Here is a 17,679-nt window from a genome sequence, read left to right on the forward strand (position 1 = left end):
AAGCGACTTTCGGCTCTACCCTCCGCCGCGCGTCAATCGTAGGGTCGGCCCATGGGCAAGCAGAGAGCCGGCGTCGCGAGTGTGATGGCCGCAGTCGGGGTGTACGCAATGTACCGCGCCGAGTTGTGGCCCCGGTTACAGACCTGGGGTGCTCTCGACGAAGAGATCGTCGCTGAGCTACCGGGCGACGAGTTCGTCCGCCCCGGCGTGGCGCGGACCACGCGGGCGGCGACGATAGACGCTCCACGTCAGGACATCTGGCCGTGGATCGCCCAGATCGGTGAGGGTCGCGGCGGCTTCTACAGCTACTCGGCTCTGGAGCGAGCGGTCGGCGCCGACATCATCAACGCCGACGTCGTGCATCCGGAGTGGCAAGACATCGAGAAGGGCGACACGATCTGGCTGGCGCGGCGCTACGGCCCGTCGGCTCGGCAGATCGTCGCAGCGGTGCAGCCGGGATCTCACCTCGTGCTGGTCTCACCCGAGGATTTAAACCGTCTGCAACGCGGCGAGAAGGCCAGCGGCTGCTGGGCATTCGTGCTGCGTCAACAGGCCGGGTGGATGCGCCTTCTGGTCCGCGGGAGTGGGCCGCTCGTCGGCAACCCGTTGTTCGACGTGCCGCATTTCGTGATGGAGCGAAAAATGATGCGCGGCATCGCCGAACGGGCGGAAGGGTTGAACCGCATGGAGGTCGCCGTCTACTCGTCCCAGCACCCCGCCGGTGCCGACATGGCAAGACATCTCTAGCCGGAAGCGATGGCCGATCCGCGTCAGTTGTGCACGACGAGCACCGGCCGGGTGGAGCGCGCGTTGACGCTGCGCGAACGGTGAGTCGGTCACAGGCGTGCTGATTTCGCGCGGTCAGCGCCGAGCGGTATCCGGCCGGTGCTCGTCGTGTGCAGACGCCGCAGGAAGGCCACCTGGCTTCACGACGCTCCCCTGCCCCGGGCTGCCAATGAATCGCCCTTATGCAAGACGCTCAGCTCCGCCAATCGCTGAACGCCCTCTTCTATTCCGCGCGCGAGGGCGTCGACGTCGGGTGCAGTGTCGTAGTCGCCGGTGATGCCGAAGAGGAAGCGGTCGCCGTAACTGACCATCGCGATGCCGGTGCGCAGATGAAGCGCGATGGGCGGCACCGGGAACATCTCCAACACCTCTCGACCCAGCACGCGCTGCCGGCGGCGGGGGCCGGGCACGTTCGTGGCCAGCGCGGTCACCGAGTTCTGCGGCAGTCTGGTCAAGAGCCGGATCGCCCAGGCCGAGAGAACGAACGGGATGCCGCCCGCTGCCGCCAGCATGGCACTGCCGCCCTCTCGCTGACCACTTCGCTTGGCGTCCGCCAGCCGGTTGTGCACCATCTCCAGCTGCCTCACCGGATCGGGTTCTTCCACGGGCAGTAAAGGCAGCATCGCCGACACCCGGTTGTCGGTCAGGTCGAACTCGGCAGCGGAGCGCAAAGAGACCGGGACCAATGTGCGCAGGGAGTGGCTTCCGGGCGTTTCGCCGCGAGCGAGCAAAATGGACCGGTAGCTGCTGGTGATGGCGGCTAAAGCCACGTCGTTCAGAGTCACGTCGAAATTCCGACGCACCTCGTTCATGACGCTGAGATCTACTCGCGCGGCGCTGAAACGACGCATCGTGGTGACGGGACCATTCAGGGACGATTCCGGCGCGGCTGTCAACACGTGCGCTGTCAGTTCCGCGGCACCCACCACAGCATGCTCGGCGGCGGCCGTGAGCGCTAGGCTCGCCCGCAAGAAGTCGGTCATCCAGTTCAACGGATTCAGTCTGGGCCGCAACATCCCTAGGACCGAGCCGCTCGGTTCGCGAGCCGCTCTGATGTCGGCTGCGAATGTCTCACCTACGCCGTCATCGCTGAGCTTGGACAACATCTGTGCCGTCGCGATGCCGTCGGCGATGCAGTGGTGGATCTTCATCAGCAGCGCCCACCGATCGTCGGCGAGACCCTCGATGATCCAGCACTCCCACAGCGGGCGGTCACGGTCCAGTCGTCGCTCCATGATGGTGGCGACCGTCGCGAAGAGTTCGGCGTCCCGGCCCGGACCGGGCAGCGCGATGCGATGCAGGTGGTGCGCGATGTCGAAGTGGGGGTCGTCCGCCCATTCTGGCGCAGCCAGGTCGAAGGGATGCGTACGAAGTATCTGCGTGCACCGCGGGATGGAGGCCGCCCGGCTGGCGAAGGCGATGACGAGCTCCTCGTAGTCCGGCAGCGGGCCCTCGATGATCGACACTCCACCGACGGCCAGACTCACGTGCGGGTCGGAATCCTCGGCTTGCAGGAAACTAGCGTCGAGTGTGCTCAGGTGCTCCATGGGCTGACTGTGCTCGCCGAGGCGGCCGACGTGGCAGAGCCGCAAGTCCTCGACGCTCGGGCACATCGTCGTTCGAACGTCGCGGGATGTGTGGGAACGAGTAAAGGCTCTGGAGGTGAGGACCTACGCCCCTGTACGCCATCGAGGTGGCCGACCGACGATCAGGGTTGGGCGTCGGCTGACTCGCCGACCATGAAGTGCAGGAGATCCGATGGACATCATGAATCAGAAGGACGCGTTGATTCTCATCGCGCCGTATGACGACCTGGCTGCGGCCCGTCGTGACTTCGCTAGCCTCCAGCATCAACTTCACGAGAAGCGACTCGAAGTGCGCGAAGCATTGCTGGTCGCCAAGAATGCAGAGGGCGAGCCCGAGGTACTCGAGACCAGCGCCAACCACGCGCGCAGCGGAGCCGGCCTGGGAATCGGTGTCGGAATCCTTTTCGGCCTGCTCATTCCGCCTTTGGCCGCGTCGATCGCCATCGGCGCAGCCGCCGGCGCCCTCGTCGCCAAGTTCGCCGACCACAGTCTCAAGAGCGGGCTGCAGCACGAAGTGGGAGAAGCCCTCGCGGCCGGCAGCGGCGTCGTGCTCGCGGTACTGAAGCCGGCGAGCAAGGCCTCGCTCGAGCACGCACTGACGGGTGCGATCCGCACCTCGGTCATTCCATTCTCCGATGCGACCATCGCGACCCTCGAGGCTGCGATCGCCGAAGCGATGGCCCCCGTCCATCCGAACCTCTCGCAGCCAGCCGCACCGTGACCGCACATCCGACCTGGAACGACACACGCGGCCCGGCGGGATCTGAGGAACCCGTCGGTGATCCATCGAGTGGGATCCGGTTGATCACCGTGACCATGAACCCTGCGCTCGACATCACCACTAGCACCGACGTCGTGCTGCCGACCGACAAAATGCGTTGCGGCGCAGCACGTTACGACCCAGGAGGCGGGGGCGTCAACGTCGCGCGTGTTGCTCACACACTCGGCGCCTCGGTGCTGGCGATGTTCCCGGCGGGCGGCGCCAGCGGTGACCTGGTCACCCATATGCTGGAGGCGACGGGATTGCCCGTGCGGCGCGTACCCATCTCGGAACCTACCCGGGAGAGTTTCACGGTGAACGAAGCGAGCACGGACCGGCAATATCGATTCGTTCTTCCCGGGCCGGTTCTCAGTGTCGCCGAGCAGGAGGACTGCCTACGACAGCTCCGTTCTGCAGCATCGGCCGCTGACTACGTCGTCGCCAGCGGAAGTCTGCCGCCCGACGTCTCGCCGGATTTCTACAATCGCATCGCCGGTGTGTGTGAGGAGATGGACGTCCACCTCATCCTCGACACGTCCGGCAGCGGTTTGCGGCACCTCGCGGGTCATGAGGTCCTGCTGCTCAAACCGAGTGTGCGCGAGCTACGCGAATGCGTCGGCCGCGAACTGCGAGACGAACAGGAACAACTGGCGGCGGCCCGCGGGCTCATCGAACGGGGCTGCTCCCGCAACGTGTTGGTGTCATTGGGAGCCCGAGGCGCGTTGCTGGTCACCCCCGAGGGCGCGCAGCGTTATCCGGCAGTCGCGGTGCCGGCGGGCAGCGGAGTGGGGGCCGGCGACGCCATGGTCGCCGCAGTCACCGTCGGGCTCGGCAACGGATGGTCCATGTCCAAGTCGGTTCGGCTCGGAATCGCCGCGGGCGCAGCCATGTTGATGACCCCCGGAACAGCGGCCTGCAATCGTGCCGACGTGGAGAGGCTGTTCGATGTGACCCCGGAGCCGATCGAGCTGTGACGGTCAGGGCCGCTCCGTCACAGTGTCGAGGCGACCAGATCGGTGAGATCGACGAGACGGTGAGCATAGCCCCATTCGTTGTCGTACCAGCCGACGATCTTGACCAGGTCACCGTTGACCTTGGTCAGGCCGGAGTCGAAGATGCACGACGAGGGGTCCGTCACGATGTCGGAGGAGACGATGGGATCGTCGGTGTAGGTCAGAAAGCCTTCGAGCTCACCCACTGCCGCCGCCGCGAAAGCCTCGTTCACACTGTCCACGGTCGCCGGTTCGCGCACCGTGACGGTGAGGTCGGTCGCCGAACCCGTCGGAACCGGTACACGCAACGCGTATCCGTCGAGTCGGCCCTCGAGTTGCGGCAGCACGACGCTGATCGCACGGGCCGCCCCAGTGGACGTGGGCACCACGTTGACCGCCGCCGCGCGAGCGCGCCGCAGATCTCGGTGTGGACCGTCCTGAAGGTTCTGGTCCGGCGTGTACGCATGAATCGTGGTCATCAAGCCGCGCTCGATCCCGAATGTCTCGTCGAGCACCTTCGCCATCGGCGCCAAGCAGTTGGTCGTGCACGAGGCGTTGGATACCACGGTCTGAGTGCCGTCGTAATCGCGATGATTGACCCCCATCACGACGGTGAGGTCGGCGCCCTTCGAGGTGGCGGACACCACCACCTTCTTCGCTCCGCCGTGCAGATGACCCCTGGCCAGCTCAGCAGCGGTGTAGCGACCGGTGGCCTCGACGACGACGTCGACACCCAGGTCTCCCCAGGGGACCATGGTCGGGCCACTGCCGATGGACCAGACCTTGATGCGATGACCAGCTACCAGCAGGTCATCGCCGTCCACCGATACCTCATGGGGCAGCCGTCCGAGGACGGTGTCGTACTTGAGCAGATGCGCCAGGGTGGCGGTGTCCGTGAGGTCGTTGATCGCAACGATCTCGACGTCGGTGCTGCCGGCACTGCGTTGCACGTCCACCGCACGCATGAAGTTCCGCCCCACCCGACCGAATCCATTGATGCCGACCCGGATCACCATGACGACTCCTCGAAGTTGCTTCGTGGCTGATTTTTCCGCCCCGTGACACCTGAGTGTGTCGGGGTTGCCGCGTGCGCAGCAGAGCACTAGGTCCTCCCTCTGCGCATCACGCTGCGGGCCGTTGGCTGCCGCCGGAGGACGTTCGGCCCTGTCGGGCTGCGCGGCCGACGGGGAAGGGTGGCGACTGTGGTGCAACGGTCGCGCTACGAGAGGACAGATCATGGGCGCAGCGAGGTTTGTGCAATTCTTCGAAGACTTCGGTATCGACGACGTGCCACTGGTCGGCGGGAAGAACGCCTCGCTCGGCGAGATGTACCAGAAGTTGTCGGACCGGGGCGTCCGCGTGCCGCACGGGTTCGCCATCACCGCCGCGGCCTATCGCTACATGTTGAGCGAAGCGGGCGCCTGGGACAGGCTGCATGACGAACTCGATCACCTCGATCCCGCAGACGTCGCAGCGCTGGGGCGGAAAGCCAAGCGTGCCAGAGAGATCGTCTACGGTGCAGGCCTTCCCGACGATCTGGCTGCCGAGATCCTCGACGCTTACCGCAGACTCCAACAGGAGTACGGCGAGGAAGTCAGTCTCGCCGTGCGCAGCTCCGCGACCGCAGAGGACCTGCCTACGGCGAGTTTCGCCGGCCAGCAGGATTCCTACCTGAACATCAAGGGCGACCAGAGCCTGCTCGACACCTGCCGCCGGTGCTTTGCGAGCCTGTTCACCGATCGCGCCATTCATTACCGAATCGACCAGGGCTTCGATCATTTCAAGGTCTCCCTGTCGATCGGCGTGATGAAGATGGTCCGTTCCGATATCTCGGCATCCGGAGTGATGTTCTCCCTCGACACCGAGTCCGGCTTCCGCGACGTCGTGTTCGTGACCGGCGCATATGGCCTGGGCGAGAACGTGGTTCAGGGCGCCGTCGACCCCGATGAGTTCTATGTCCACAAGCCGACCTATATGGTCGGTCATCGCACCGTTCTGCGCCGACTTCGCGGCGATAAGGCCGTCAAGATGATCCTCGTCGAGGGTGAGACCAAGAACACGACACGCAACGTCCCCACCCCGAAGGCCGACCGCGCCCGCTTCTGTCTCAGCGACGCCGACGTCCTGGAGCTGGCCGGCTACGCGTGCACAATCGAGGCGCACTACGGGCGGCCGATGGACATGGAATGGGCGAAGGACGGGGTCGACGGCAGGCTCTACATCGTGCAGGCCCGCCCGGAAACGGTGGCCTCCCAACACAGCGTGACCGCGTTGGAGTCGTTTGTGCTCGAGGGCCGGGCCGAGGTCCTCGTCGAGGGCCGCTCCGTCGGCGAGAGGATCGCCTCCGGCGCAGTGCGGCGGATCGAGAACCTGGACGAGCTCGCGGACTTCAAGCCTGGTGAAGTACTGGTCGCCGACATCACCACACCGGACTGGGAGCCGGTCATGAAGACGGCCGCCGCGATCGTCACCAACCGGGGTGGCCGTACCTGCCACGCGGCGATCATCGCCCGCGAGCTCGGCATCCCGGCGGTTGTCGGTACGGGCGGCGCGACCACTTCCGTGCCGAACGGCCAAGTGGTGACGGTGTCGTGCGCCGAGGGTGATTCGGGCCGGGTATACCGGGGCGCGGTCAGTTATCACGTCGACCGTACCGAGGTGGCCGACATGGCGAGGCCACGGACCCAGATCATGGTCAACCTCGGAAACCCCGACCTGGCTTTCAAGACGTCGTTCCTGCCGAACGACGGCGTGGGACTGGCCCGGATGGAATTCATCATCAGCGAGTACATCCGCGTCCACCCCCTGGCACTACTGCACCCAGGCGACGTCGACGACGCCGAAGCGCGCCGTACGATCGCCGCGTTGACCGAGGGCTATCCGGACGGCAGCGCGTACTTCGTCGAGCGCCTCTCAGAGGGCATCGGCACCATCGCCGCCGCCTTCTGGCCCAAACCCGTCGTGGTGCGGATGTCGGACTTCAAGACCAACGAGTACGCCAGCCTGCTGGGTGGGTCCGGTTTCGAGCCGTCCGAGAGCAACCCGATGCTCGGCTTCCGCGGTGCGTCGCGGTATGCGCATCCGGCGTACGCCGAAGGGTTCGCGCTGGAGTGCCGCGCGATGCGGCGTGTGCGTGACGACATGGGATTGACCAACGTCATTCTGATGCTCCCGTTCGTACGCCGGATCGCCGAGGCAGACCTCGTCCTGCAGACGATGGCCGACCTCGGTCTGCGCCGCGGTGAGAACGATCTGAAGGTGTATGCGATGTGCGAGGTCCCCAACAATGTGATCCTGATCGATCAGTTCGCTTCGCGCTTCGACGGCTTCTCGATCGGTTCGAACGACCTGACCCAGCTCACCCTGGGCGTCGACCGCGACAGCGAGATCGTCGATTTCGACTACGACGAACGCGACCAGGGCGTCAAGGAAATGATCCGGCTGGCAGTAGAGGGGTGTCGTCGCAACGGGATACATTCCGGACTGTGCGGGCAGGCGCCCTCGGACTACCCCGACATGGCGGAGTTCCTGGTCCGGATCGGTATCGAGTCCATGAGTCTGAACCCCGACACCGTGGTGAAGACCACCCGCCAGGTCCTGGAGCTCGAACGTCTGCTCGTGCCGAACCGATGACGCTGCCGGTCACCATCGACCCACGCCGCCATGACGCGGTGGTGTTCGGTCTCGACGACACGCTCGTCGACGCATCGCTCCTCGACAGGACCGTCGACCTTGCACGCGAATTGCGGCGGCGCGGTGTGGCTGCCGCTGCGCATTCGTCGAGCCCGCATTGCCGGCGAACGCTGAAAGCCCGCGGCGATGACGACCTGTTCGCCGTGTGCATCGACGGCATCGCCGGCGAACGCAGGACCGCGGTGCTCAGGGAGGCCGCCGGCCGACTCGGCATACGACCACAGCGCTGTGCGGTGGTCGAGACCTCTGCAGCCGGTGTCTCGGCGGGCCGCGAGGCCGGATTCACGTTCGTGATCGGCGTCGACCGGACCGGCAAGGGCGAGGATCTACTGCGCTGCGGTGCCGACGTCGTCGTCACAGACGTCGCCGACATCAAGGTTCGCACGGGTGACCGACACATCTCGGAACTCCCGAACGGTCTCACGTCCTACGGTCAGCTGATCGGCATCACGAGCGTCCGCGAATCGATGGTGTTCCTCGACTTCGACGGAACGCTGTCGCCCATCGTGTCGGACCCCGACGCCGCCGCCCTCGTCGAGGGCGCAGCGGAAGCGCTGCGGCTCGTGGCGGCGGTGTGCCCTGTCGCCATTCTCAGCGGCAGGGACCTCGCGGACATCCGGTCCCGCGTCGACATTCCCGGCATCTGGTACGCCGGCAGCCACGGATACGAACTGTCAGCGCCGGACGGCACGCATCACCAGACCGAGGCGGCCGCCGTGTTCGTGCCGCTGCTTCAGCGGGCGGCGGCCGAACTGACCGGCGCGCTGGCGACCGTTCCGGGAGTCGTGGTCGAGCACAAACGCTTTGCCGTCGCCGTCCACTACCGCGAGGTCGCACCGGAGCGGGTCGACGAGGTCACAGCTGTTGTTCACCAGGTCGGACAACGAGACGGGCTCCGGGTGACCTCCGGCAGAATGCTCGTCGAACTGCGTCCAGACCTGGACTGGGACAAAGGAACCACCCTGGCCTGGATCCGCGACCGTATTGACCCGGCCGGTGACCTGATGCCGATCTATGTCGGTGACGACCTGACCGACGAAGACGCCTTCGACGCGGTACGTCATGACGGGGTAGGAATCGTCGTCGCACACGACGAGGACGGTGACCGCAGGTCGGCCGCCCAGTTCAGCCTGCAAGGTCCCGAGCAGGTCCGCGAATTCCTCTACCGCGGGTCGCAGTGGCTGGCCTACAAGAGTCGGGCGTCGGGAGAGGCCTGGGAGTACAGCTTCGACGGCTACGACCCACAGACCGAAAAACTTCGGGAAGCATTGTGTACCTTGGGTAACGGTCGTTTCGCCACCCGCGGTGCTGCACCCGAGTCCGCCGCCGGGCAGGTGCACTATCCGGGGACCTATGCCGCGGGCGTGTACAACCGGCTGGTCGACGACATCGCAGGCGTAGACGTCGACAACGAGAGCCTGGTGAACCTGCCCAACTGGCTCGGCCTCACATTCCGGATCGACGACGGCAGCTGGTTCGACATCGACGAGGTCGACGTGTTGTCCTACCATCAGACACTCGACCTCCGTGGCGCCGTGCTGTCGCGGGATGTCCGATTCACCGACGATGCGGGCCGCACGAGCACTCTGCGGCAACGGCGGTTCGTCGCGATGCACCTGCCTCACGTCGGTGCGCTGTCGTCGACCGTCGTCGCCGAGGACTGGTCGGGCACCGTCGAATTCCGGTCGACACTGGACGGCGGCGTGACGAACTCACTCGTCGAGCGTTATCGCGATCTGGCGGCCCAGCATCTCACGTCGGTGGAGAAAGCTGAGATATCGCGCGATACAGTGCTTCTCAGCGTGCAGACCACGCAGTCGCACATCGCCATCGCGATGGCGGCGCGTAGCACTGCCTGGCGCAACGGACAGCCCGTAGCGGCGACCCACCGCGTGTTCGACGAGGGTGCCGCGATCGGTCACGACATCACCACCCGGATGTCAGTCGGTGAGTCCGCGACCCTCGAGAAGATCGTCACCATGTACACGGGCCGAGACGTCGCCATATCCGAACCCGCCGTCGATGCGACGCGCTCGCTGGCACGACTCGGCCGATTCGACGAACTGCTGGACGGCCACCTCATCGAGTGGGGGCATCTGTGGGAGCGGCTGTCCATCGACATCGACGGCTTTCCCGACGAGTTGCGTATCCTGCGTCTGCATCTCCTCCATCTCCTGCAGACCGTTTCGCCGAACACCGCCGCCCTCGACGTCGGTGTACCGGCGCGCGGACTGCACGGCGAGGCATACCGCGGTCACATCTTCTGGGACGAACTGTTCATCTTCCCCGTGCTCAACCTGCGCTTCCCGATGATCACCCGGTCCCTGCTGGAGTACCGGTACCGGCGGCTGCCCGAGGCGCGGGCAGCCGCGACTGCGGCCGGCTACCACGGAGCGATGTTTCCCTGGCAGTCGGGAAGCGACGGCCGTGAGGAGAGTCCACGGCTGCACCTCAACCCACGAAGCGGCAACTGGAACCCGGACGCCAGTGCCCGGGCGCACCACATCGGCATCGCCGTCGCCTACAGCGCCTGGAAGTTCTACCAGGCCACCGGGGACCTCGCGTATCTGATCGACTACGGCGCCGAGATGCTGGTAGAGATCGCCCGGTTCTTCGTCAGCAGAACCACGTACGACGAACAGCGCCACCGGTTCGGGATTCTGGGGGTCATCGGGCCCGATGAGTTCCACTCCGGCTATCCCGACGCGCCGTACACCGGCATCGACGACAACGCCTACACCAACGTGATGGCGGCCTGGGTCATCACGCGGGCGTTCGACGCCCTGAGCCTGCTGCCCCTGCCGAACCGGCTGGACCTCCTGGGAGCACTCGGACTGCACAGTGCTGAACTGGCCCATTGGGATGACGTCAGCCGCCGGATGTACGTGCCGTTCCACGACGGCGTCATCAGCCAGTTCGAGGGTTACGGCGATCTGGCCGAACTGGATTGGGAACGGCTCCGCCGGCAGTACGGCAGCATTCAGCGCCTGGATCGCATCCTGGAGGCCGAGCACGATGACGTGAACCGGTACAAGGCGTCCAAGCAGGCCGACGTACTCATGCTGCTCTACCTGCTCTCGGCTACCGAGTTGCGCGAGCTCCTCCGGCGGCTCGGGTACAGCTTGACCGCCGAGCAGATCCCGCAGATTGTGGACTATTACCTGGACCGGACGTCGCACGGGTCCACACTCAGCGGCGTCGTGCACACCTGGGTGCTGGCCAGGGCCAACCGCGACCGGGCCATGGAATTCTTCACCGACGCCCTCAACTCCGACGTCTCCGACATCCAGGGCGGCACCACGTCGGAGGGCATCCACCTGGGCGCCATGGCGGGTACCGTCGACCTGATGCAGCGGTGCTTCACCGGGCTCGAGACCCGGTCGAACCGCCTCATCCTGTCCCCCCACTGGCCGGAATCACTGGGCGTGCTGGCGATCCCGATTCACTACCGCGGTCTGCACCTGCACCTGCGGGTCAGCGGTAAGGGCGTCATCATCAACGCCGATCCCCGCGCTGCCGCCGGGATAGACGTGGAATGCCACGGGCAAGTTGTCAAGCTCATGCCCGGGGAAACCGTCCGGTTCCCCGGTTGATACGGACGGAGCGAGGACGTCACGCCGCTCCAAACCTGAGGCACCGGCTCCCGGTGCTCGACCGGTGGGCGAGCGCGACCCCCCTCTAACGCCCTGAGACGACTTGCGCGTCGAGAGCGCATCTGAGCCGATGCGCACAGTCACCACGCCCGTTGCAGGCTCCCCGGACAGGCCGTATCAGTGCGTTGTTCGTCCCCGGATTCGGCCAAGTCGTGCGGAGTGAGGGAGAAGGGCGAGTGCCTGCGCGTGAGCGCGGCATGAGGCTCGGTTGGTGCTCAGGGAAGCCCCGCCCGCGAGCGGCCCTCGATCTCAGGGGTGAGGACGATAGACCCTAGGCTTCACCCCTGATGCGCGTCGAACATTGTCACCATGACCATGTCCGACGCTTCTGAGCTTCTCATCGACTCGTCAATGCCTCTTTTCGACACGGTGATTACTGAGCACATCGTGGTAAGAGCCCGCCCGGCAGACACATTCGCGGCGGTAAGCGCACTTGACCTGCTCACGGTGCACTCGCCCCTGCTGATCCTGTCGATGTGGCTCAGAGGCCTGCCCGCCCGTTTGTCCGGCCAAGCTGCGTCGCCGATGCCCAAGCTGGTCATCGGGCCGGACATGGGTCTGCCGGGCTGGACGTTTCTCGGCCAACGACCGAACCGCGAACTCGCGTTCGGCGCAGTCGGTAGATTCTGGCAACCCGTGATCGAATGGCGCGATGTCTCCGCCGCCGACTTCGGTGCCTTCGACGAACCCGGCTGGGGCAAGATCGCCGCGAGCCTCTCCGTCCAGCCGTACGGCGCCTCGGCAGCCCTGGTGACCTACGAATGCCGCACATTGACAACCGATCCCGATTCACGTCGACGATTCCTACGCTACTGGCGACTGATCCGGCCGTTTGCCGGCCATGTGTTGAGGGTGACGCTTCGACAGATCGCCGAGAACGCCGAAGCATCCTGCACTCCCCCGCCGTCACTGCTGATTCGATGACCAGGACCCGCATCCTATGGCCACTGGATCCAGCGCGGCGGCACTAGCTGTCTGGCGGCGGCGACCAGGGTGAACCACCGGTTCTGGGCTGAATCTGGGCCGACGGAAGCGAGGACAGTTGGGCCGTCGCGCCGTCCAGGTTCCGCCGAGCCGCCGGCGTCAGCCCCATCCTGAGCTCGAATTCGAACCCCCTGATCGCGAGTACATGCACGACCGGCAGACGCCCAAAGCACTGTTGGCTGGTCGCCATGATCGCCGGGATGGAGACCGCGTGCGACGTGAACGTATGGTCCATCGCGGGCGCCGCGCGCTCCACCCTGAACGAGGCGACCGAAGCCGCCATCGTGGCGTCGATGAACAACACCCGTTCCTTGGTGCTGATCATCTCGGCGTCTTCGAGTAGCAGCTGGTAACCCCTGTGCAGTTGCGCATTCGGGCAAAGGCCCTCGGCCTCGAGCCAATCGATGAAGGCCCAGCCCAAGCCGTCGTCCTGCCGACCCACGTTGCCGATACCGTAGATCAGGCATGAGTCGTGGTCGAAGTCGTCGAGTCTCATGGACCGGTTGACGAGCGGACGCGTTCGTCGACCACGTTTCCCGCCGGATCGTGAACGGTGACGATCAGCGGCATCTGGCCGAAGGCATGCGTCGCGCAGCTCAGGCAGGGGTCGTAGGCCCGGATCCCGACTTCGATGGCGTTCATCATGGCGTCGGTGATCTCGCTGCGCCCCTGCAGGTAGTCCTCGGCGACGGATCGCACGGTGCGATTGATGACCTGATTGTTGTGCGTGGTGGCCACGATCAGGTTGGCGAAGGTGATGTCGCCCTCCGGACCCGCACGATAGTGATGAAGCAGTGTGCCGCGGGGCGCCTCGACGACACCGACCCCCTCCCCCACCCATCCACCGGTTCCGGGAGACACGATCAGATCTTCCCGCTGCAAATCGGGATCGCGCAGTAGTTCCTCGATCAGTTCCGCCGCGTGCAGCACCTCGATGGTCCGTGCCCAGTTGGTGTGCAGCGTCATGTTGTTCGCCGCGCCGCCGGTGTAGGCGTGGAAGCGCTCGAGCGCCTCCTGCGCGAGGGGTGTCGAGAGCGACCTCGTCACGTTCATCCGCCCGAGAGGGCCGACCCGAACCGAACCCTTCTCTCTGCCGATGTCTTTCAGGAACGGGAACTTCATGTACGTCCAGTCTTCGACGGCTTCCGAGAAGTGGTCCAGGTAGTCGTGGTAGTCGATGTCACGGATGACGCGCTTCTTCGCGTCGACGATTCGCAGCATGCCGTGGTAGTAGTCCACGTCGCCGTCGGCGTCGACCAGGGACATGTTCAGGGCAGGCACGTCGGCGAATCCGTCCACCTCACGCCGGTGCTCGGCGTGGAACTCGTAGAACAGCCGAAGCCCGTCCTGGGCGTAATCGATGACCTCGTCGATCGACGGGAGCCCCGCCTCGCCGTTCAGCAGCCGATCGCACTCGGCGCGGCTGAGATTCTTGTCGACGCCGCCAGGCACCGAGTTGATTCCGTGCATTCTCCGGCCGAAGGCGGTCTTGATGACCTCCTGTCCCCATTTGCGCAACATGATCACCCTGCGCATCAACGCGGGGTCGGCCTCGATGAGGCCCATGAGGTTGCGCTGCTCGGGCGCGGCATCCATCCCGAACATCATCTCGGGGACCACCAGGTAGAAATATGCCGTCGCGTGGGATTGCAGCATCTGCGCATAGTGGCCGAGACGGCGGATCTTCTCCGCCGTACAAGTGATCCGGGCACCGGAATCCGTTCCGGCGCCGATCATCTCGTCGAGCGCCTTGGCGCCGCAGAGATGGTGGCTGACGAAGCAGATTCCGCAGATGCGTTGCATCAGCATCGGCGCTTCCCAGAACGGATGGCCCTGGATGAATTTCTCGAATCCGCGGAACTCGACGACATGCAGCCTCGCATCGACGACGTTACCCTCGTCGTCGAGGTGCACGGTGACCTTGCCGTGGCCTTCGATACGCGTGACAGGGTCGATGACGATCTTCTGGCTCATACACGGTCTCCGAGATCAGTCGTAGTGAATCAGTGAGCGCGGCAAGCTGACCGGGCGGCCGTGAACGAGATCGTCGAGCACCGCGAATATGGTGTCGGCATCCGGTGGGCATCCCGGGATGAAGTAGTCCATCTCGACCACTTCGTGGCAGGGGTAGACCTTGGTGGTGAGACGGGGGATGTCGGGGTGGGAGGGGATGACGGGCTCGGCGCCCGGAACCGCTGTCGGTGAGGTGAGGTACGCCTCGGACAGACAGTCCTTCAACTCGAACACGTTGCGCATCGCCGGGACACCACCCCAGACGGCGCACGCGCCAACGGAGATCAGGATGTCGCAGTTCTCCCGGTAGTGACGCAGCGTCTCGATGTTGTCCTCATTCGCGACTCCGCCTTCGATGAAGCCGATCGCGCATCGTTCGGTGATCCGCTTGATGTCGGTGAGCGAGGACCGGTGGATGGTGACCGTGGTCAGGAGCGAGAGGAGGCGCTCATCCATGTCGAGAAACGACAACGTGCATCCCCAGCAACCACACAGTCCGATCATCGCCACATTGATCTTGCCCCCGTGCGACGCGGTCAACGCCGGATCCGGCGGCGTCGAAGACATCTGATGGGACACAATGTCTTTGCTCACGGTGCGCCGTATTCGTCCGAGATGTCCAGTGCCCGCTTCCGAATGGACTCGACTTCGAACTTGCGCCGGCCGATCGGAACGTCGAACCCGACACGTTTCTCGAGGATGGCACCGACCGGACAGATCTCGACCGCATAGCGGACCTGCTCCACCGGCATGGCGTCGGCGCGGTCGGTGTCGACTTCGATCCGGGACTCGGCGCCACGCCGGCTGATGCTGAAGATCTTCTCACCGGTGGCCTCATCACGGACGAACTCCACACACCGCTGGCAGAAGATGCACCGATCCCGCTCCAGCCAGATCTTCTCCGAAACGTGGTCGCGGGCTCTTTCCGGGAAGCGATACGGGAAGCGAGAGACCACCATGTCCACCTCGTAGCCGACAGCCTGCAACGTGCAGCGGCCGCTCTTCTCGCAACTCGGACAATTGTGGATGCCCTCGGCGAACAGCAACTCCACCAGCGCCTTCCGGAGATCTGCGGTTTCCGGTTCATCGACCTTCACGTTCATGCCGTCCGAGACTCGGACCGTACACGCCGCGACCACCGTGCCATCGACCTTGACCGAGCACACCCGGCACGTTCCGAGGCACGGCTTGTCCTTCAGATAGCACAGCGTGGGGATGTAGACACCGGCGTCGGCAGCGACGTCGACCAGGTTTCGGTGCTCATCGGTTGACACTGCGACGCCGTCGATGTCGATGCGGACGGTCACGGTGTCCCGTCCGGCGCCGACACGGCGCGTGCGGTGTCGTAACCCGCCAGGGCGGCGTCGACATCGAAGGAGGGCAGCAGCGTCTGCTGCTGCGTGCGCAACCTGCTCTGGTAGTCCTCGGGGAACTTCTCGATGGAGCTCAGAATGGGGTTGGCCGCGGTGGCCCCGAGACCGCACCGACTGGTTGCCGCCACGAGTGCACCCCAGCGGACGACGTCATCGAGGTCCTTCTGCACCGCGTTGCCGTGGACGACGAGTCCGATCTTGTCGCGGAGCGCGACGGTTCCCGCGCGGCACGGAACGCAGATCCCGCAGGACTCGTCGGCGAAGAACGTCGTGTAGTCCTTGACGCAGTCCAGCAGGTCACGGGTGCCGTCGAAGATGGTGACAGCACCGTTGCACGGGATGTCCTCGTAGGCGATGCTGCGTCGGCCGTCCGCCCTCACTGACAGACACTCGCCCGACGGGCCACTGATCTGCACCGCGCGGGTATCCCGCGCGCCGACGAGGGTCAGCACCTCATCCAGGGTGATACCCCACTCGACCTCGTAGACGCCGGGACGGTCGCAGTCGCCGGCGACGCTCAGCAGGCGCGCGCCTGCCGAGGCCGGTGTGCCCATGCGGCGGAACCATTCGGCACCCTCCGCCATGACCCGGGTCGCGGCGGCGAAGGTCTCGACATTGTTGACGCACGTGGGGTTGCCGAGATAGCCCTCTTGGACAGGGAACGGCGGTTTGAGCCGCGGCGTCCCCCGTTTACCCTCACACGACTCGATCAGCGCCGACTCCTCGCCACAGACATACGCACCGGCACCCATCTGGATTCGGATGTCGAAGTCGAATCCGGGTCGGCCACCGATGTCGTGTCCCAAGAGCCCGTCGTCTTTGAGTTGCTGGAGTCGGCGTTGCAGATAGTTTTCGAGGTAGACGTATTCAGCGCGGAGATAGAGAATTCCGTGTCTACTACCGATCGCGTGGGCTGCGATGATCATCCCCACCAACACGTCGTCGGGCGAGCGGGTCAACAGCGCCCGGTCCTTGAACGTGCCGGGTTCACCCTCGTCGGCGTTGCAGATGACGTACTTGTCGTCACCCGGAGCGGCTCGGCACATCTGCCACTTCAGTCCGGTCCGAAAGCCTGCGCCACCGTATCCGCGTAGCCCGGACTCGGTGATCGTGTCGATCGTCCGCGTCGGACCGTCGGCGAGGCAGCTCTTGAGGACGACGTCGTAGTCGGTGTGGCCGCTGAAGAACACCGGCCCGTGCGTGCGGACGTTGGACTCGACCAGGGTGTCGATGTAGGAGACGCCGCCGTCGGCCAGGCCCGCTGGATTGGCGATGTCGGCGGCGGTTCTGCCTGCCTTCAACTGTGCCACGATGCCCGAAACCGACTCGGGCGTCAGGCGGGTGAACACCACCCTGTCGATCAGCATCGCCGGTTCCTGATCGCTGAGCCCGATGCACGGCGCTTCGAAGAGGCCGAAGATGCCCGCAGAGTCGGTTCCGCCGAAGCGGACCCCGGTCTGCTGTTCGAGCGCGTCGTAAACGGCCCGGTATCCGTTCATCTTGGCGATCACAGTGTTGCTCAAATAAATCCGGTGCCGGCCGGATGGTTTGCGGTGGAAGAAGTGATAGAAGGAGGCCGTCTCCACGATGTCCAGCGGCGACCGATTCAACGCGGGCGCCAGGAGTGCCACGACGTCGTCGGGAATGTGACCGAAGAGTTGCTGCACGTCCCGCAGGATGTCGAGCAGCCGCGTTCCGTCGTGGCGGTGGCGCCGGAGGACGTCCTCGACCGACGCGCCGTATGACTGCGGATCTGCCGGCATGCTCCTCATTCGCAACTCCCGCCGTAAGTGACCGGCCGTCTGGATTACACGCTAGGCCCGCAGGCGCACGTTTCGT

General features: G+C 65.2%; 13 protein-coding genes. 6 read left to right on the forward strand and 7 right to left on the reverse strand.

All coding sequences use genetic code 11. The features are described 5' to 3' along the window. Nucleotides 1-51 precede the first annotated feature (51 nt). Nucleotides 52-747: a hypothetical protein gene (locus AB0K11_RS04255; RefSeq protein ID WP_364972560.1), complete on the forward strand. Its 696-nt coding sequence runs from the start codon at nt 52-54 to the stop codon at nt 745-747. A gap of 179 nt (nt 748-926) precedes the next feature. On the opposite strand, the gene AB0K11_RS04260 is transcribed toward AB0K11_RS04255, so the two are convergent. Continuing rightward, a complete protein-coding gene (locus AB0K11_RS04260) occupies nt 927-2,333 on the reverse strand; it encodes a wax ester/triacylglycerol synthase family O-acyltransferase (RefSeq protein ID WP_364972563.1) in 1,407 nt (468 codons plus the stop codon). A gap of 211 nt (nt 2,334-2,544) precedes the next feature. On the opposite strand from AB0K11_RS04260, the gene AB0K11_RS04265 reads away from it, so the two are divergent. Both AB0K11_RS04265 and AB0K11_RS04270 read left to right on the forward strand, forming a co-directional pair. Further along, nucleotides 2,545-3,093: a DUF1269 domain-containing protein gene (locus tag AB0K11_RS04265; protein WP_364972566.1), complete on the forward strand. Its 549-nt coding sequence runs from the start codon at nt 2,545-2,547 to the stop codon at nt 3,091-3,093. A gap of 95 nt (nt 3,094-3,188) precedes the next feature. Next, nucleotides 3,189-4,106 carry a 1-phosphofructokinase family hexose kinase gene (locus tag AB0K11_RS04270; protein ID WP_364973721.1) on the forward strand — a complete coding sequence of 306 codons (918 nt, stop codon included), beginning with the start codon at nt 3,189-3,191 and terminating at the stop codon, nt 4,104-4,106. A gap of 17 nt (nt 4,107-4,123) precedes the next feature. Here the strand turns inward: AB0K11_RS04270 and gap are convergent, their stop codons facing one another. Further along, nucleotides 4,124-5,140, reverse strand: a complete 1,017-nt coding sequence (gap, locus tag AB0K11_RS04275) for a type I glyceraldehyde-3-phosphate dehydrogenase (protein ID WP_364972569.1) — start codon at nt 5,138-5,140, stop codon at nt 4,124-4,126. A 220-nt stretch (nt 5,141-5,360) separates the two neighbouring features. On the opposite strand from gap, the gene ppsA reads away from it, so the two are divergent. The 3 genes from ppsA to AB0K11_RS04290 all read left to right on the forward strand — a co-directional run bounded on the left by ppsA (nt 5,361) and on the right by AB0K11_RS04290 (nt 12,394). Then, entirely contained in the window at nt 5,361-7,757 is a 2,397-nt protein-coding gene (gene ppsA, locus AB0K11_RS04280) for a phosphoenolpyruvate synthase (protein ID WP_364972571.1), read from the forward strand. Then, complete coding sequence (otsB, locus tag AB0K11_RS04285) at nt 7,754-11,410, forward strand: trehalose-phosphatase (protein WP_364972573.1); 3,657 nt, start codon at nt 7,754-7,756, stop codon at nt 11,408-11,410. The genes ppsA and otsB overlap by 4 nt, the downstream gene beginning before the upstream one ends. Before the next feature lie 369 nt (nt 11,411-11,779). Beyond that, complete coding sequence (locus tag AB0K11_RS04290; RefSeq protein ID WP_364972575.1) at nt 11,780-12,394, forward strand: hypothetical protein; 615 nt, start codon at nt 11,780-11,782, stop codon at nt 12,392-12,394. 43 nt (nt 12,395-12,437) lie between these two features. Here AB0K11_RS04290 and AB0K11_RS04295 read toward each other — a convergent pair whose 3' ends face one another. The 5 genes from AB0K11_RS04295 to AB0K11_RS04315 are packed head-to-tail and all read right to left on the reverse strand — an operon-like array spanning nt 12,438 to nt 17,603. Then, the gene (locus AB0K11_RS04295; RefSeq protein WP_364972578.1) at nt 12,438-12,950 is read right to left on the reverse strand and encodes a hydrogenase maturation protease; all 513 of its coding nucleotides are present in this window, start codon (nt 12,948-12,950) and stop codon (nt 12,438-12,440) included. Next, the gene (locus tag AB0K11_RS04300) at nt 12,947-14,428 is read right to left on the reverse strand and encodes a Ni/Fe hydrogenase subunit alpha (protein WP_364972581.1); all 1,482 of its coding nucleotides are present in this window, start codon (nt 14,426-14,428) and stop codon (nt 12,947-12,949) included. Before AB0K11_RS04300 ends, AB0K11_RS04295 begins: the two co-directional genes overlap by 4 nt. Nucleotides 14,429-14,443: 15 nt before the next feature. Beyond that, nucleotides 14,444-15,034: an NADP oxidoreductase gene (locus AB0K11_RS04305; RefSeq protein ID WP_364973723.1), complete on the reverse strand. Its 591-nt coding sequence runs from the start codon at nt 15,032-15,034 to the stop codon at nt 14,444-14,446. Nucleotides 15,035-15,057: 23 nt separating this feature from the next. Beyond that, on the reverse strand, nt 15,058-15,774 hold the full coding sequence (locus tag AB0K11_RS04310) for a 2Fe-2S iron-sulfur cluster-binding protein (RefSeq protein ID WP_364972584.1): 717 nt from the start codon (nt 15,772-15,774) through the stop codon (nt 15,058-15,060). Next, nucleotides 15,771-17,603 carry an NAD(P)H-dependent oxidoreductase subunit E gene (locus tag AB0K11_RS04315; RefSeq protein ID WP_364972586.1) on the reverse strand — a complete coding sequence of 611 codons (1,833 nt, stop codon included), beginning with the start codon at nt 17,601-17,603 and terminating at the stop codon, nt 15,771-15,773. Before AB0K11_RS04315 ends, AB0K11_RS04310 begins: the two co-directional genes overlap by 4 nt. Nucleotides 17,604-17,679: the final 76 nt, after the last annotated feature.

Source organism: Mycobacterium sp. NPDC050551 (assembly GCF_040674075.1).
GTDB lineage: Bacteria > Actinomycetota > Actinomycetes > Mycobacteriales > Mycobacteriaceae > Mycobacterium.

Excerpts from the sequence above, each read along its gene's own strand:
- AB0K11_RS04290 (WP_364972575.1), top strand. The coding sequence starts at position 11,780 with ATGACCATGTCCGACGCTTCTGAGCTTCTCATCGACTCGTCAATGCCT.
- AB0K11_RS04255 (WP_364972560.1), top strand. The coding sequence starts at position 52 with ATGGGCAAGCAGAGAGCCGGCGTCGCGAGTGTGATGGCCGCAGTCGGG.
- AB0K11_RS04305 (WP_364973723.1), bottom strand. The coding sequence starts at position 15,034 with ATGTCTTCGACGCCGCCGGATCCGGCGTTGACCGCGTCGCACGGGGGC.
- AB0K11_RS04300 (WP_364972581.1), bottom strand. The coding sequence starts at position 14,428 with ATGAGCCAGAAGATCGTCATCGACCCTGTCACGCGTATCGAAGGCCAC.
- otsB (WP_364972573.1), top strand. The coding sequence starts at position 7,754 with ATGACGCTGCCGGTCACCATCGACCCACGCCGCCATGACGCGGTGGTG.
- gap (WP_364972569.1), bottom strand. The coding sequence starts at position 5,140 with ATGGTGATCCGGGTCGGCATCAATGGATTCGGTCGGGTGGGGCGGAAC.
- AB0K11_RS04315 (WP_364972586.1), bottom strand. The coding sequence starts at position 17,603 with ATGCCGGCAGATCCGCAGTCATACGGCGCGTCGGTCGAGGACGTCCTC.
- AB0K11_RS04265 (WP_364972566.1), top strand. The coding sequence starts at position 2,545 with ATGGACATCATGAATCAGAAGGACGCGTTGATTCTCATCGCGCCGTAT.
- ppsA (WP_364972571.1), top strand. The coding sequence starts at position 5,361 with ATGGGCGCAGCGAGGTTTGTGCAATTCTTCGAAGACTTCGGTATCGAC.
- AB0K11_RS04260 (WP_364972563.1), bottom strand. The coding sequence starts at position 2,333 with ATGGAGCACCTGAGCACACTCGACGCTAGTTTCCTGCAAGCCGAGGAT.
- AB0K11_RS04295 (WP_364972578.1), bottom strand. The coding sequence starts at position 12,950 with ATGAGACTCGACGACTTCGACCACGACTCATGCCTGATCTACGGTATC.
- AB0K11_RS04270 (WP_364973721.1), top strand. The coding sequence starts at position 3,189 with ATGAACCCTGCGCTCGACATCACCACTAGCACCGACGTCGTGCTGCCG.